This is a genomic window from Nitrosomonas supralitoralis, assembly GCF_003011925.2.
In the GTDB taxonomy this organism is placed as follows: Bacteria; Pseudomonadota; Gammaproteobacteria; order Burkholderiales; family Nitrosomonadaceae; genus Nitrosomonas; species Nitrosomonas supralitoralis.
On the sequence record NZ_PXXU01000001.1, the window covers coordinates 1 to 16075 of the forward strand.

Annotated in this window: 11 protein-coding genes, 1 pseudogene and 1 riboswitch; of the genes and pseudogenes, 4 read left to right on the top strand and 8 right to left on the bottom strand. The window is 44.5% G+C overall.

What is annotated here, in order from left to right; all coding sequences use genetic code 11:
• Positions 1 to 317, top strand: a pseudogene (locus tag C7H79_RS00005) (glycoside hydrolase); the annotation flags it as partial.
• Between the two features lie 360 nt (positions 318 to 677).
• On the opposite strand, the gene atzF reads toward C7H79_RS00005, so the two are convergent.
• From atzF to C7H79_RS00035, 6 genes are all read right to left on the bottom strand, one after another.
• Positions 678 to 2501 (bottom strand): allophanate hydrolase, encoded by a 1824-nt coding sequence (atzF, locus tag C7H79_RS00010; RefSeq protein ID WP_106705251.1) that lies wholly within the window; start codon positions 2499 to 2501, stop codon positions 678 to 680.
• Between the two features lie 2 nt (positions 2502 to 2503).
• Positions 2504 to 6130, bottom strand: coding sequence for an urea carboxylase (gene uca / locus C7H79_RS00015; RefSeq protein ID WP_106705252.1), 3627 nt, complete (start codon positions 6128 to 6130; stop codon positions 2504 to 2506).
• Between the two features lie 60 nt (positions 6131 to 6190).
• The gene (locus tag C7H79_RS00020) at positions 6191 to 6850 is read right to left on the bottom strand and encodes an urea amidolyase associated protein UAAP2 (RefSeq protein ID WP_106705253.1); all 660 of its coding nucleotides are present in this window, start codon (positions 6848 to 6850) and stop codon (positions 6191 to 6193) included.
• The gene (locus C7H79_RS00025; RefSeq protein ID WP_106705254.1) at positions 6847 to 7578 is read right to left on the bottom strand and encodes an urea amidolyase associated protein UAAP1; all 732 of its coding nucleotides are present in this window, start codon (positions 7576 to 7578) and stop codon (positions 6847 to 6849) included. The genes C7H79_RS00020 and C7H79_RS00025 overlap by 4 nt, the downstream gene beginning before the upstream one ends.
• 13 nt (positions 7579 to 7591) lie before the next feature.
• A complete protein-coding gene (locus tag C7H79_RS00030; RefSeq protein ID WP_106705255.1) occupies positions 7592 to 9046 on the bottom strand; it encodes an APC family permease in 1455 nt (484 codons plus the stop codon).
• Positions 9047 to 9107: 61 nt separating this feature from the next.
• Positions 9108 to 9213, bottom strand: a riboswitch (guanidine-I (ykkC/yxkD leader).
• Between the two features lie 375 nt (positions 9214 to 9588).
• Positions 9589 to 11166, bottom strand: a complete 1578-nt coding sequence (locus C7H79_RS00035) for a sodium:solute symporter (protein ID WP_106705256.1) — start codon at positions 11164 to 11166, stop codon at positions 9589 to 9591.
• 614 nt (positions 11167 to 11780) lie between these two features.
• On the opposite strand from C7H79_RS00035, the gene C7H79_RS00040 reads away from it, so the two are divergent.
• Positions 11781 to 12476: a hypothetical protein gene (locus tag C7H79_RS00040; RefSeq protein WP_106705257.1), complete on the top strand. Its 696-nt coding sequence runs from the start codon at positions 11781 to 11783 to the stop codon at positions 12474 to 12476.
• 202 nt (positions 12477 to 12678) lie between these two features.
• Here the strand turns inward: C7H79_RS00040 and nudF are convergent, their stop codons facing one another.
• Both nudF and C7H79_RS00050 read right to left on the bottom strand, forming a co-directional pair.
• A complete protein-coding gene (gene nudF, locus C7H79_RS00045) occupies positions 12679 to 13299 on the bottom strand; it encodes an ADP-ribose diphosphatase (protein ID WP_106705258.1) in 621 nt (206 codons plus the stop codon).
• A gap of 492 nt (positions 13300 to 13791) precedes the next feature.
• A complete protein-coding gene (locus C7H79_RS00050) occupies positions 13792 to 14235 on the bottom strand; it encodes a cupredoxin domain-containing protein (RefSeq protein WP_106705259.1) in 444 nt (147 codons plus the stop codon).
• A 339-nt stretch (positions 14236 to 14574) separates the two neighbouring features.
• On the opposite strand from C7H79_RS00050, the gene C7H79_RS00055 reads away from it, so the two are divergent.
• Entirely contained in the window at positions 14575 to 14799 is a 225-nt protein-coding gene (locus C7H79_RS00055) for a DUF3820 family protein (protein ID WP_106705260.1), read from the top strand.
• A 158-nt stretch (positions 14800 to 14957) separates the two neighbouring features.
• Positions 14958 to 15812, top strand: a complete 855-nt coding sequence (locus C7H79_RS00060) for a PA4780 family RIO1-like protein kinase (RefSeq protein ID WP_106705261.1) — start codon at positions 14958 to 14960, stop codon at positions 15810 to 15812.
• Positions 15813 to 16075 lie beyond the last annotated feature (263 nt).

Below are 16075 nucleotides of genomic sequence, written 5' to 3' on the forward strand. Positions count from 1 at the left end.
GTGGTAATCAATATACTCCTCAAGGAGCATACCGCTATTTTTCTCAGCTTTCAGGAGTTATACCCATTGCTCCGACCGTTGAGAAGGTCAACTATTTAAACACTCGCGGTGATAAAAAAGGCCATGTGCCAACTGTCCAAGAGCTTCTTGTATTTGCACGCGATGATTTAAAAGCTAATTATATTTTCTGGCAACGCGTTCCCCCATATGTTGATAAAGTTCTAGAGGTAATGAGCTGGAGAAGACAAAAGAGCAGTCCGTCAGGCGGCTTGAGATCTGCCTGCCCAAAGGCCTATCCTTCCTGTATCTGGAATTAATCTTTTCCTGATCTGAAGTAGTTGCGATTTGATGTAACAGTTACCCAATTTGACAAAGTGATTGTCAGAACAAATCGCAACTACTGCAATGTTCGATTATTTTTGGATCCAATCTGAAAATTAAATTTCTTCGAGTTAAATTTTCCACCTGCCGTGTTGGGATTTTTTATTAATAAATGCAAATTATTAATAACAATTAGACTCAACAGTAGCCCATCCATTTGCTTAGGCAATTTTTTTCTTGGACCACCACTCTAATGCAACCCAATTTTACATCTCTGGATCTAGAGTAACAAATCGCATTTGACAATAACAAAGCTACTCCACATTTCTCTTGCGTACAATGTGCAAACCGTGCGACTATCCGTTCAGTTGTTTTAAGTACTTACGCCATCCACCCAATTGACTGATGTCAGCGGCACTTGCTATTGCATAACGCTCACATAGAAAGCCCAACACCGTTTCGCCACTTGCCAGGGTTATAGTACCTATACCTAGTGGCGCTGTAATTCCTGCCACAAAACTACCGAATTCACGTACAGGCAATTCCCATATTTCAACTTCGACCGCGACACCTTGTTCGTCCTTGTCTACACGCACCATTCCCGGTCGGCAAGGCGGATCTTCAGGAAGCGCGAACAGTTTGTAGTCTGGGGAAGTTTCAGTACACATCAACAATCGTCCCTGTCGCGCAGTTAATTGCCAATTCAGTGGCAAGCCTGATAAATGTGCGCCACAAACTGCCACACGTACTTGATCAGACCGGGGTTCAGAAAAAATTGTGAAGCTATTCGGAGGGCTATTATTTATTGCACCTGTCGCGCCCAGCGGCAACGTAAACGCATGCTGCATACGTGCGGCAAGATGCAAAAGAGCATGATCCTGATGAGCGGGTGCCGCCAGAGTGACTCCAAAAGGCAGTCCGTTGTTTTGAAATCCAGCTGGAACCGTTACTGCAGCATAATCCAGAAGATTCATAAAATTGGTGTAATAGCCAAGATTAGCGTTGAGACGTATGGGATCCTGCAATATCGCCTGAATGGTATAAATAGTGCCGGCCGTGGGCGTGACTAAATAATCCACATCGTTCCAAATACGATCTGCCTGACGTTTCAGTGCCCGCAAACGGTATAAGCCATCATAAGCATCTGCAGCTGAAAATTGTTCAGCACCAGCGATAATTTCTCTTACAGGTGATATTATTTGTTCGCTATGTAGTTTAAAAAACTCCCGAATTGCCGCGTAGCGTTCCCCTACCCATGGACCTTCGTAAAGTAGAAGTGCTGCCTTCCGAAAAGGATCAAAATCGATTCCTATCGCTTTACCACCCAATCCTTGAAGATGTTCTACATATTCTTTAAACAAGCGTTCGCTCTCGTCATTTCCAAAGAACTGGAGTTGTTCGTCACAAGGAACACCAAATCTAAAATGCGACGTCCGGCCGAAATCAGTTCCACATGCTTCTTGCTTTCGAGAATAAATATCATCGGAATCATAACCGGAACACATCGCCAATACATGCGCCGCATCAGCTGCAGTAAAAGCGAAAATAGAAACACAATCCAAAGAGCGACAAGCAGGCACGACACCAAAGGTAGATAACCAGCCGAAGGATGGTTTATATCCGACAAGGTTATTAAAGGCGGCAGGCACTCTGCCAGAGCCAGCTGTATCAGTCCCGAGACTGAAGCATACCAAGCCTTTTGCAACTGCTACCGCCGAACCAGAGCTAGAACCACCAGAAATATAGCTGGGTTTAAATGCATTGCGGCATGCACCATAAGGCGAACGCGTACCGTTCAATCCCGTTGCAAATTGATCAAGATTGGTCTTGCCAATGGGGATAGCGCCCGCTTCGATCAATTTTTGCACAACAGTTGCGCTGCGCTCAGGCGTATAAGCAAATGCAGGGCAACCCGCTGTGGTCGGCACACCTGCCAAATCAATGTTATCTTTGATGGCAAAGGGTACGCCATATAACGGCAATGCTTTAACGCCCTTAGTTTCTACTCTGTGGGCATGGCTCAACAACTCCTCAAACGGTAATTTATGAATCCACACATGATCATCATCATTCTGAATTTGATTATGTATTGCTCGCATTACCTGACTGGGTGTCAGATTTCCGCTGGCATAGCGTTGCATCAAAGACGCGATACTGCCTAAGGGTAATATGTTATCCATATTTAATCTTCTTGAATCATCAGCAGTATCTGGCCATTGGACACATATCCGCCTTCTTTGCAAGAAATCTGCGTTACAGTGCCGCTCACCGTGGCATCCACTTGAAATTCCATTTTCATGGATTCTATCACTACCAGTGAATCACCTGCTGTGACGTGCTGTCCTTCTCTAACTAATAGCTTCCACACCGTGCCCGTTACATGGGAGCTGATTGCACAGGCACCTGCCGGTAAATCCAACTCGCTTTGAGCATCGGCTTTTTCTAAACTTTCTTCACTGACATATTCTGCCTGACCAGACAGCCTCCAGCGATCGCGCTCAGCCTCAAATGCCGCTTGTTGCTTGGTTTTAAATTCCCTGATAGATCTAGTATTCTCTTGCAAAAATTGATTGTATCGTTTTAGACTGAAAGTGGTTTCCTCCACCCGCAGCTTGAACAGACCCGTAACAAAATCCTTGCGCAACGCTAGAAGCTCACGTTCGCTTACTGGATAAAAACGAATCTGATCAAAAAAGCGTAGCAGCCATGGCTTGCCTTCCTTGAAGTCAGCCGTTTGACGGTAGCGATTCCACATTTGCACCGTGCGACCAACAAACTGGTAACCACCCGGCCCTTCCATGCCATACACGCACAGATAGGCACCACCGATACCCACTGCATTTTCTGGCGTCCAGGTGCGGGCCGGATTATATTTAGTAGTGACCAGACGATGACGGGGATCGATCGGCGTGGCTACTGGCGCACCCAGATAAACATCGCCCAAACCCATAACAAGATAGCTTGCTTCGAACAAAATTCGTTGCACGACTTCGATATTGTCCAGACCGTTAATGCGACGAATGAATTCGATATTACTCGGACACCATGGCGCATCTTTACGCACCGATTGCGTGTATTTTTCAATTGCCAATCGCGTCGCTGCATCATCCCATGACAAGGGCAGATGCACGATACGTGTGGGCACTTCCATGTCTTCAATCGCCGGCAATTGGTTTTCTGCATCGATCAGAAAATCCAGTAATTTGTCGCGAGATAATACAAGTGAATCAAAATGAATCTGTAATGAGCGAATCCCTGGCGTTAGATCGATAATCCCTTCAAGGCGACTTGAATCAAGTGCATTTTGTATCCATTCCATCAGTGCATGGGCACGAAAACGCAAATTCAAGTCGAGTACCAATGGTCCATATTCAATCAGCAGATATTTATCCCCAGACTGGCGATAAACTACCTGCACCTGCTGTGCACTTTCCGCAATAACGCGCAGTATGGGGCTATTCAATGACACTGCATTCGCAGCGCTCAATGTCAGAACAGAAGCGGGTGTTGTCAGCCGCAAATGTTGAATAGATGCATTCTGAGATTTCTCCAGCAGGAGCGCCTGTTCCACGCTCATCAAGTGAAAGCGGACATTATCGCCCGGTTTCAGTTGCCCCATCTTCCATAACTCAGCATGGATAATGGTAACTGGGCAGACAAAACCACCCAGACTGGGACCATCTGGCCCCAATATAACCGGCATATCTCCAGTAAAATCCACCGCGCCAATTGAGTAAGCATTGTCATGAATATTGGATGGGTGCAATCCTGCCTCACCCCCATCACTTCGCGCCCACTGTGGCTTTGGTCCAAGTAAACGCACACCGGTACGACTGGAATTATGATGTACTTTCCATACTGTAACGAAGAATTCCTCGATATCTTCAGCTGTAAAAAAATCCGGTGCTCCATGCGGACCATACATCACACCTATTTCCCAGCTATTACTATAGTGCGGGATCAGCGCGTGTGGCAATGCTTGAAAGAAATGGTCCTGGTTCGCAATAATGCGCAGCACATCGCCGGTTCGCAGGGTTCGCCCGGTATGCCCCCCAAATTGACCCAACATGAAAGTAGATTTGCTACCTAAATATTCTGCCACCTGGAAGCCACCCTGCACGGCTAGGTAGGCACGGCAGCCATGACCGCTAATTTTTCCAATTTGGAGTAATGCGCCCGCTTTAACCGCATGGGATTGCCATAGCATCAATGGCTCACCATCCAGGCGCACCTCAATCGGCGCACCTGTTACTGCAATGATACTATCGCAGTTAAAGCGCAGCGTCGGCCCCGATAAGGTAATCTCAAGCCCTGCCTTATCTTCGGTATTACTTACCAGACGATTGGCCAGGCGAAACGCATGCGCATCCATAGGTCCTGAGGGCGGCACCCCGATAGCCCAGTAGCCTATTCGTCCCGGATAATCCTGCACCGTAGTTTGTACGCCAGGGCTCATTACATCAATCGTATGTGCAATATAATAAAATCCATTCAGGAAGCTTGTAGTGTGCGCACCCTTGCCAAACGCTGTGGTATGTAAAATTTGCCTGAGATAATCGAGATTGGTTTCAATACCATGCAATTCTGTAACGTCCAACGCGCCTAACAGATTGACGATAGCCTGCTCACGCGTTGGCGCATGCACAATAATTTTTGCCAGCATCGGATCATAAAACGGAGAGACTTCGACACCGCGTTCCACCCAGGTTTCGATGCGTGCGGAAGAAGGAAATGTCACGCCAGTTAGTGTGCCGCTGGAAGGCTGAAAATCTCTGGCCGGATTCTCAGCATACACACGCACCTGAATGGCAGCCCCTAATGGCTTTATTTCAAACGAATCTAGTGGCGGCAATTCGCCAGCAGCTTGCAATACCATCCATTCCACCAGATCAATGCCCGTCACTTCTTCAGTCACGCCATGCTCTACCTGAAGGCGGGTATTCACTTCGAGAAAATAGAATTCGCCACTGACTGCATCAAAAATATATTCTACCGTGCCTGCGGATTGATAATTGACTGTCTTACCTAAGCGCACTGCAACCTCTAGCAGAGTCTGGCGCAAATGCGGCGTTAGATTGGGTGCGGGCGTCTCTTCTATCACCTTCTGGTTGCGGCGCTGCATTGAACAATCGCGCTCACCCAGCGCAACCACCCCACCCTTACCATCGCCGAAGATTTGTACTTCAATATGGCGGGCATTTTCGACGAATTTCTCCAGAAACAACCCGGCGTCTTTAAAATTGTTTTGCGCTAGATATTTTACTGACTCATAGGCATCATTTAGCTCATCCGCATTCCAACATAAACGCATACCAATGCCGCCGCCACCAGCAGTACTTTTCAGCATCACCGGATAACCAATATGTAATGCCTCACGCCGTGCATCCTCAATGCTTTCCAATAAATCTGTTCCGGGAAGCAAGGGTACTTGACTCTGCAGTGCCAGCTTACGTGCTGTATGCTTCAAACCAAATGTGCGCATATGCTGAGAACTAGGGCCGATAAAGCAAATACCCTGTTCCGCACATTGATCGACAAATGCTGCATTTTCGCTCAAGAACCCATAGCCCGGATGAATTGCCTGTGCGCCGGCTTGATGGGCAACTTCAAGAATCTTATCCGTGCGCAGATAGCTCTCGGCGGCAACTCCGCTACCGATGCAATATGTTTCATCCGCTTCAATTACATGACGCGACAAAGCATCTGCATCGGTATAAACCGCGACACTCTTCACTCCGATCCGCCGCAATGTCCGGATAATCCGACAGGCAATCGCACCACGATTGGCAATCAATACTTTCTCAAACATACTCATCTCCTTGCTTCCTTCGAGATATTTTTGATGGATTCTATTTATCGACTGATCGAATTAATACCAGATCAATAATCGAATCGGTGTTGGATTATAGGCATTGCAAGGATTATTCAATTGCGGACAGTTCGAGATCAATACCATGACGTCCATTTCAGCTCGCATCTCTACATACTTGCCTGGTGCCGAAATACCATCAACGAATTCGAGCTCGCCTTGTTCTGTTACTGGGACATTCATAAAAAAATTGATGTTGCTGGGCAGATCACGTTTTCCCATGCCAAGCTGTTCACAGAGTGGATCATGTGCCAGCGCATGCAAGAAATTGTCACGACAACTATGCATCGGGTATTTCTCCAGCGCATAGCGCACCGTATTGCTTTCCGCAGCGCAGGCACCGCCTAGCGTATCATGTCGCCCACAGGTATCCGCGACAATAGTAAGCATCACATTGCCAAAGTTGGAATAAAGCTTGCTGCCAGAAGTCAGATACAATCTGTTCTGGCGGCATATCGTGTCGGTTGCGCTATAGCGTTCCAGCGCGTGATTGGCATTAAAGAATAACGTATCGACCGCCTGATTGCCTTCCGCATCGACAATCCGAAATGTTTGCCCCTTATTCACCTTCTTGACCCACGGTTCACCCGCCGCGCAAATTTCGTTCACTACAGCGGAAGCGGGATCAAGTCTGCTTTCTGTTAAAGTCTGCATATTCATAAAACACCTCCACTACAGGCATAAAAATGCTGTGTATTTTGCAAGCCACGTAGATTTTCAGCGATTTGCGCACATTCATTTTTTACATCGATTGGTGTGACAAACATCGCCAGACGGATGGCACCTGGTTGATAGATTTCTGCTGGATCAAGCGGATGCGGCGCCGCAGATAGCACCATTAACGTATTCATTTCAAAACTCAGGTCAACATAATCGTTTGCTTTGCTATTATTTTTATGAAATGTTAGCGCGCCCGATTCATCAGCAGTCACTTTGCTGAAGAAATTGATGTTGGACACAATATCGCGCATACCCAGTCCCCACTTTCCCAATTCGATCAGCATCCCATCCAACCCACTGCGGAACATTTGATTACGATGTTCCTGATATCGTCCTATACCATATTTCTGCCGAATCAACTCAGCATCACTTAAGCCGCATACCGTGTCGTTCCATCCCGCGGTATCTTCAGTAATACAACAAAAAATACGCCCCATGTCAGAATGACAGGCATGGCCCTTGGTAAGTCTAAACGTATGCTGCGACTTGAGCGTATCAGCCATGTTATAGCGTTCCAGTTTTTCTTCCAGATTAAAGAAAAGCACAGCGGCATTCGCCCCGCCCTCTATATCCAGCAGGCGCAAAGTCGTACCCCTGCGCACGATGCCTGACCAGTGGCAGCCACCCGGAATATTTGTTTCCCATTGCAATGTATTGTGTCGGTTCATTATTGGCTCCTGTTTAAAACGAATACTTTGAATTTTTGCGAATCTTATTCGTAAAAACATATAAAGTGGTTACACTTAAAATGCTGCCTAACACAAGAGGAATCGCCCATAGTTGCCACCAAGGCGCATTGGCAGAGATTGCATAAGCACGCGGCCAGGCAATGTTTACGAGCTCGAATACTGACCAGAGAAAAGCTAATATATTGATTACCAAGCCCCAGACACCCAATTTCAGCTCTCCCAGCGCCGGATTCCAGCGTCCAGTAAGTCGGGCAAATAGACCGACACCCGTCGTCATAGCAAACATGGCGTATAAGCCGCCGGTACCAAAAGCGATCACCGTCGCTACAGCGCCATCATTCAGTCCAAGTAACAAGCCGAGACCTGCCAGTGATACTGTAAAAAGTATTGCATTCCGTGGCGTTCTATCTGCTGTCACCTGACTCAGCACGGCGGGCATATTGCCTTCACGCGCCATGGAATAGACAATACGGGAAGTGTACTTGACTACAGAGGCCCCACAGGCAAGGAAAGCGATCATAACAATGGCTGCAAAGGGTTTTTCAATCCAGGCTCCAAAACTGTCCGCAATCAGGGGCGTAACTGGATCGGATGTTTTGCTGGAATTCACCAGCGCGTCATGATCGAAGGTTAATATCAGTGAAGCGGAATTGAACAGCACGACCGCCCCCACTGCACTCAGAGCCAGAAAAATCGCACGCGGGACCATGCGCTTGGGTTGATGGGTTTCTTCAGCAGTGGTAGAACAGGCATCAAAACCAATAAAAGCCCATCCTGCAATGGCAAGTGCTGCCAAAAAAGCAGCGGTCTCGGTAGGTGCAGTCCCCGTGCCTAAATGCTGAAATAATTCAGAAAAAGAATACTGACGGAAGAAAAAAAACAACAGCACTGCAATACCAAAAGAGCCAATGATCTCTGCGTATACCCCCAGTGCAATCGTTGACTTAAAAACACTTACATGAGCTAGATTAAGGAACAAGCAAAGTAGCAAAAATACAGCACCCCAAAATACCATCATGCCGCCGCCGCCATCCGTTGATCCCCAAAAAGTGCCGAGCCAGATTCCACCGGTATAAGCAGTCGTGGTCAGCATCGCAATGGTTGAACAAACGTAAATTACACCTGCGTACTGACCGGCAGTGACTCCACCAAGCTGGCGTGCCCACTTATAGGCACCTCCGGCAATTGGAAATTGTGATGACAACTCTGCATAAACGGTTGCCACCAGTAACTGCATGAACAAACAAACGGATAATGCGGCAAACCAGCCCCCACCAGTCACATTGGTTTGTACGCCAATAATGGCATAGAGGCCTACTACTGGTGAAACGACAGCAAAACCAAGGGTAAAGCTGTGCCATATACTCATGCTACGATGGAGCATGTCGGGCACGATTGCATCATTATCAGGGAGGGTAGGAGTATTTTGTTTCGATACTAAAGGCATAACGAAGTTTCCTTTGTTCAACGGATTAATGAGAACGTAACATATAAAAATATGTTATTTTATCTCCCGGGCTTTTATCCCTCCGTGGAACCTCGTTACTAGTGAGGCCGGAAACTCTCGGACCAAGCGCTTTCATTTAAAAAGCCGGAACCCTAGTTTCCCTCTGCATTGTCTTGTAATTTGAATTTTGATTGATTAGCTCGATAAAAATCAATTATCAAAAACAATATTTAAGCAAATTATTAACACAAGACTAAAATTATTCTACATAGCTGAATCTAAATGTCAACATCCCATCCCACTTTTTATGCTTTACATTATCTGGATCTGAGATACACGTGATATGTGCTGTCAAGAATGGAATGCATATGGTTAAGCAGCGACCAAACGGAATAGTATCGTTATGTAAATTCTACTGATGGCTGATAACCCAATCTTTCTTTGTCTACATCGGTGCTCTTATTTAGAATTTTTTCTGACGGGATACAACTAAACTTCGTTTCACATAATAAAGTGATTAAAAACTTAGAACGCATCCCGACTTACCAAAACAGAATAACCACCACGCATGTGAATAGAACGAGAACCGCAGACTGCCAGCGGTAATCCTTCCACAATGCGACATCTCCTTGTTCAGCTTCATCGCTTGCGCCCTTACTATAACAAAGATCTCTTAATTGATCTGCGGTCGGTTGCGGCGTCGCAAGACTTACAGCGACATACACTATAGTTCCTACAACAAACAAAATTGCTGCCACATAGGTAAAATGCAATGACAGAAAACCTCCCATAGTCAGGACAAACAGCCCAGCAGCGCTTAAGTGAGACACCCACAGCGTTACGTACGCAGCTTTAGCAGTGCCCCGTTTCCATAGCATCCCAAAAAGGAACACCACCACTACCGGAGGAATCGCGTAAGCAAGCACTGCTTGTAAATAAAACCACAGTCCCGGAAAGTGCTCAATCCACGGTGCCCAGATCGCAGATATCGTCATCAATATCAAAGTGAGAATCCTCCCGATTTTCGCAGTCTGTTCCGGCTTCAATGGCTTCGATGGGTTCTCAATGAAATCCAAAGTGATCAAAGTGGACGCCGAATTCAGACTCGAATCGACGCTCGACATGACTGCGGCAATCAATGCCGATAACACCAACCCCAGCATCCCGGCAGGCAGCAATTCCACCATCAATGTGGGAAAGACCAAATCTCCGTTTGCAATATCCGGAAAGACAAGCAACGCTAGAGCTCCGGGAATGATCATAATGAACAGAGGCATCACCTTAAGAAATCCCGCGAACAAGGCGCCCCAGCGGGCATGTTTTATATTGCGTGCTCCCAGAATTCGTTGCGTAATGAACTGATTGCACGACCAGAAATAAAATCCGATAATTGGCACACCCACTAGCGTGCCCAACCATGGCAGCGTGGGATCGTTCAGTGGACGGATCAACGAAAGCTGTTCCTTCGGCAACTGAGCCAATGCTAAAATCCAGTCAAAATCCAATTCGGCGAGTAAGGCATATGTAATTGCCGATGCTCCGATCAATAGAATCACCGCTTGAGCCACATCGGTATAGGCGACCGCTTTGAGCCCACCACTAGCGGTATAAAATCCCGCAACCACCGCAATGATGGCGCACAACTGCCAAAGCTCAAGCCCCGAAAAAAAAAGCTGCAAAGCCATGGCTCCAGCATACAAACCTGCCGCCATATCCACAAATACAATGAGAAATATATTCAACGTCGAGAAATACGTCCTGCAACGCCGACTGTATCGCTTCTCCAAGTACTCGGGAATCGTTCGAATTCCCGATTTCAAGTAGAACGGGATAGAGAAGAACACCATGAATACCAGAATGAAAACCGCCATCCATTCGTAGTTGGCCACCGATATACCTGTGGTATACGCCGTGCCCATCAACCCAATCAAGGTAGTCGACGATATATTCGATGCGAAAAGTGAAAAACCGATCACCGACCAGCTCAACGTCCTGCCCGCGAGGAAATAATCGTCACCGGTTCTCGTATTGCGGTAAACCCACCAACCCATGGCTATGACGAAAATAAAATAGCCAGCAATGACTGCGATATCCAAAGAATGTAAATTGACGACAGACATACTCGCTAAAGAGGTTTATATTAATTGTGAATTGGAGGGAAAAACAGGATTTCGTCAAGAATTCTTGACTGATTTCGGATCTTCAATAAACTAGAATAGTTGATCTAGAAATGTAAGATTAATAGATCTAGAATATTCTCCTATTTGTATGAGTTCCACTCTGAAGTAGTCTAATGAATCTACTAAACCTTGACAGGCCAGTTTAGCAAATTTTCCAATTTTTCCCTTCTGCTTCAATTTGATCTGTATCGCAAAATTATCTTTCGCAGGACGGCCTACGCTAAAATTAGCGTCTGTATACTAATGATGCAATCTATTTTCAAGACGCAAAGACCCATTTTTTCAGATCTCGATAATGGCTGACTGAAATTACCCCTCCCGAATGTTATATGCTTCTGCATAAAAATCGATGAGGTTTGTAAGTATTACGTATTACCGAATTATTCATTCTGTAATATTACCCAGATACGGTACAGTTAATTTGGCATTTCCGCTTGCAGATCGAGCACACACTCAACTAAATATCGTTTTCGTATACTGAATTAGTATTTCGTACATGACAGGATTTCTTGTACCCTGTCAGATCTTTATATGCAACTCGAGAGTAAAATATTATGAATCTATTTTTAAAAAAACCAATTCTAAGCCTGATTACTCTTGGAATATTGTCAGCATGTGCAACAACTCACAAAACAACCCAAACTGCCAGGTCAGCAATTGAACAATTGTTACTTAGTGAAGCAGTTATAAAAAGCCTTCCGGATGAACTCGATAGCCCATTGCCAATTCCTCGGGGTGCGAATGTAATACTCGATACTTCAGGCATTAGTGAAGATAAGGATATTGTGCGTCAAGTCTTGGCTGGATGGTTGGGGAAACAAGGTTATCATGTCATGATTGGGTGGTTTGGCGAAGAAGGCTATCATGCTCAAGGTGATATTGATAAGGCCACACACCGCATCGGTGTGATTGTAGAGTCGTTTGGAACAGAGTTTGGTGAAACTTTTTTTGGGGTACCACCAATACAGAGTTTGGTGATTCCTTTTGCAACTCCAGAATTGGCTTTCTTCAAAGCACAATATCAAACAGGGTTTGTAAAATTTTACTTTGATATTTCTGAGATTCCATCAAACCGATTCATCGTATCGACTTCTCCTTTTTTTGCTGAAACGCATTATAACGATTATAGCGTTTTGTTCTTAATTTCATTTAAGAGAACTGATCTGACCTTGCCACCGCAAGTTGGGTCTTTTAAGAAGGCTGTTAAAGTTCAAGCAATAGATACACCATCTTCCGAGCAAAAAAAATAAAACTAAAAGATTACTCCAAGCGTTATTGCTAAAGCAATTCTCGCAAGTGGTTCTTCGCTAGAATTAGCGTCAATATGGCGACACAATCTTTTTTCTAGCCGCAAATACCTCTTTTCTCAGACCTCGATAATAAAGCCAAACTTCACGTTGTATGATTTCTGCAGAAAAATAGATGGCGTTCGCTTTGCTTTGTGACGCTTAGTTATTTATGCTCGGTATCTCCCAGGCACCATTGCGCTCGCACAAGATCGCGATTGAATGCTAACCATTGTAATGCAATGATGGCGCTGGCCGAATTGATTTTTCCCGACTTTAAAAGCTGCAGTGCTGTTTCAAGGGAGACGACATGGACTTTGATATCCTCACCTTCTTCTGTTACGCCATATACGCCGCCTGCTAGCGTTGTATCCGTCCTGCCGCAGAACAACGCAATCCGTTCTGTCATACCACCAGGACTGGCCAGATAATCATACAATGGAATCAAATCAGTGATATTACAGTTTGCTTCTTCGATACTTTCGCGTTTGATCACATCTTCAGCTATTTCCTCGGGTTCAATAATGCCAGCGACGATTTCCAATAGCCAAGGATCGTATGGCGCATTCATGGCACCAACACGGAATTGTTCGATCAGGATTACTTCGTCTCTAACCGGATCGTAAGGCAAAACCGCTGCCGCATGACCGCGTTCGAATAATTCGCGCGTAATCGGTTGACTCCAATCGCCATTAAACAGGCGATAACGCAGGTGGTAACGATCTATGCGGAAAAAGCCTTTATAACAAACTGTTTTATCCAAGATCTCTACATCCTTGTGCATCATTAATTGTTCCTCTGTCTGTACAGATAATTACCAGCAATTATATTGTGAGCTGATCGAAGATGAAAAACGGTATTACAAGGTTAGCTCCTGAAGGGCAACCTATGCTAAAAAATTGTCTTTTGCTATCGCAAGCATTTATTTGTAAAGCGTCAGTTGAATTTCATGTGCAATCGATCAAAACTGTTATTTGATGTGCGACGAATATCTCTTTATTTGCGTTTTAACTGTCGTTAATCATCATGCTTTTTAAGCAATAGCAGCAAGAAACTAAAATTGTTTCTTAGGTCGTTAGGTTATTTTGTCCAACTTGTGCTGGTGGGGAACACATTGGATTTTAATATACCGAACACGACCACCTTACTTTCAGGTTGAATCCTTAGGATAATTGACACAGAAATCACTCTGCAACTTCCAATACAAAATATTCAGATAGCCTACAATTACTTACCTATACTTAATGAGTTTATCTTGCAAGCTAAGCGACATCATCTCCTAGTTTTTAGCTATTACAGTTATTCGGCCACGCATCGTCTTAAAATGATTCTTTAACGGGCAAGCAAAATCAACTGTTCCCGGATTAGCAAATTGCCATATCAATTCCTCCTTTTCACCTGGTTTTATTCGCATTAAATATTTATTTCTTTGTTTCGTATTTGCAGCTTTTTTTAGTTCATCTGCGTAGTCAATCAAAAATTGATGCGTATTATTACCACGATTATTTAAAACGAACCGAATTACTTCGCCCTCACTAACAATAAGTTCTGGAGGTAAAAACATGTTATCTAACAAAGTAATGTTAATTGTCCGGGATATTTCTGCTGGATTACCAGGTTTTCCAATATCAGCTTCTTTATTCGACTGTTTTTTTTCCGCATAAATATTGTTTGAAAGCAAAGCAGATATTGAAATTAGAAAGATTAATAACAATTTATGCATAATAAGCTCCTAATAATTACTTTAAAAACCGACAGTCTCTTTAAGCAATGAGGAACATCGATATTGCCAAGTTGACCATCGCAAGGTGTCTTACGCTAGATATAGCTTCTTTATACTAACGTAATACTTTTCAAAAATGTAAAGGCTTCTTGTCTCAGGTCTCATTAATAGCTGGCTAATACTAAATAAAGTTTATCCTTCAATAGATTGTAAAAATGTTTCGCGATATTACGATGTATAATCTTTAATATACCCGCAACCTATCCATTATGCATTTATGTGAATTGCTGAAGACCTCGTTCACAAGCACATGATCCAAAGAAATATTTATCGATAACCATGAATCCTGTGCATTTAAAACTATTAGTGACCCGAGTCATGCCTTATGGTAAATATAAAGGACGATTGATCGCTGATTTGCCAGGAAATTATCTTAACTGGTTTGCTCGCCAAGGATTCCCACCTGGCGAAATAGGAAAACTCTTGGCATTGATGCATGAACTGGATCACAATGGTCTTGCATCGCTATTAACGCCTCTTCGAGAACGACAACACAATCTGTAGAATATGAATTACTATTGAGATATTGGTTAGTCGTTACCATATAAAACAAAACACTTTGAATGGCTTAGTTCCAATCCCGTTTCCTCTTTATTCCGATACAGGTGTTTTAAATTGTTTCTAAGCTATGAGTATCTATATATAAGCACAGGATTTCGACAATGAAAACGCCCAAAAGACTTGAACCACTGATTCAGGATGGCTTTGTGGATGAAGTTATTCGTCAGTTAATGAGTGGCAAGGAAGCTTCGGTTTATATTGTTCGATGTGAAGATGAAATTCGCTGCGCCAAAGTATACAAAGAAACCAACAAGCGCAGTTTTCGCCAAAGCACGGATTACATCGAAGGCCGCAAAGTAAAAAACAGCCGTCGAGCTCGTGCCATGGCAAAAGGGACTCGATATGGACGCAAGGCACAGGAAGAATCCTGGCAGAATGCTGAGGTAGATGCCTTGTATCGACTTGCTGCTGCAGGTGTGCGTGTACCTAAGCCGTATAATTTCCATGAAGGCGTACTGCTGATGGATTTGGTGACAGACGATCAAGGTAACGCAGCTCCGCGACTCAACGATCTGATTCTGACTGCAGAATTATCTCGCGAATATCACCACATACTCGTTTCGCAGGTGGTGCGCATGCTTTGTGCCGGGATTATTCACGGTGATTTGTCTGAATATAACGTGCTAGTCGATAACACAGGGCCAGTTATCATTGACTTGCCACAAGCTATTGATGCGGCTGCAAACAACCAAGCCTGTAAAATGCTGCTGCGTGATGTCGAGAACTTGGCTATTTACTTCGGTCAATTTGCACCCGAATTACTAGCCACCAGTTATGGCATGGAGATATGGTCACTCTACCAAAACGGACAATTACATCCAGAAACTGTTTTGAGCGGCCACTTCGAGCATAATGAGAAACCCGTTAGTATTCAAAGTGTCCTGCGTGAAATAAATGACACACTGAAGGACGAAGAAGCAAGGAAACATTATCGCTCATTACGTGAACTTCAATGACGTTTAGCGCTGGGTTTATTACCTTAGCACTCAGCACAACAAAAAGAGTTTACGAAAGAAAATGTTATTGCCAAGTCAACGCTTGAAAGATGTTCTGCGTTATGATTATTGTCATTATACCCTGCGCAATTCTTTTCCACGACGCAAAAACCCTTGTCCTAGATCTCTATCATGTCTACTCGATACATAACCAAGAAATAACAACTGAGTCTTAATAGATCTTAAAGTAGATTCAAATCTCACGACAGCTGAGTTAAATCGAT

Bases quoted from the DNA above. Each gene is read 5' to 3' on its own strand.
- C7H79_RS00055 (WP_106705260.1), top strand. From the start codon at position 14,575: ATGAATCCTGTGCATTTAAAACTATTAGTGACCCGAGTCATGCCTTAT.
- uca (WP_106705252.1), bottom strand. From the start codon at position 6,130: ATGTTTGAGAAAGTATTGATTGCCAATCGTGGTGCGATTGCCTGTCGG.
- C7H79_RS00050 (WP_106705259.1), bottom strand. From the start codon at position 14,235: ATGCATAAATTGTTATTAATCTTTCTAATTTCAATATCTGCTTTGCTT.
- C7H79_RS00025 (WP_106705254.1), bottom strand. From the start codon at position 7,578: ATGAACCGACACAATACATTGCAATGGGAAACAAATATTCCGGGTGGC.
- atzF (WP_106705251.1), bottom strand. From the start codon at position 2,501: ATGGATAACATATTACCCTTAGGCAGTATCGCGTCTTTGATGCAACGC.
- C7H79_RS00040 (WP_106705257.1), top strand. From the start codon at position 11,781: ATGAATCTATTTTTAAAAAAACCAATTCTAAGCCTGATTACTCTTGGA.
- C7H79_RS00020 (WP_106705253.1), bottom strand. From the start codon at position 6,850: ATGAATATGCAGACTTTAACAGAAAGCAGACTTGATCCCGCTTCCGCT.
- C7H79_RS00060 (WP_106705261.1), top strand. From the start codon at position 14,958: ATGAAAACGCCCAAAAGACTTGAACCACTGATTCAGGATGGCTTTGTG.
- nudF (WP_106705258.1), bottom strand. From the start codon at position 13,299: ATGATGCACAAGGATGTAGAGATCTTGGATAAAACAGTTTGTTATAAA.
- C7H79_RS00035 (WP_106705256.1), bottom strand. From the start codon at position 11,166: ATGTCTGTCGTCAATTTACATTCTTTGGATATCGCAGTCATTGCTGGC.
- C7H79_RS00030 (WP_106705255.1), bottom strand. From the start codon at position 9,046: ATGCCTTTAGTATCGAAACAAAATACTCCTACCCTCCCTGATAATGAT.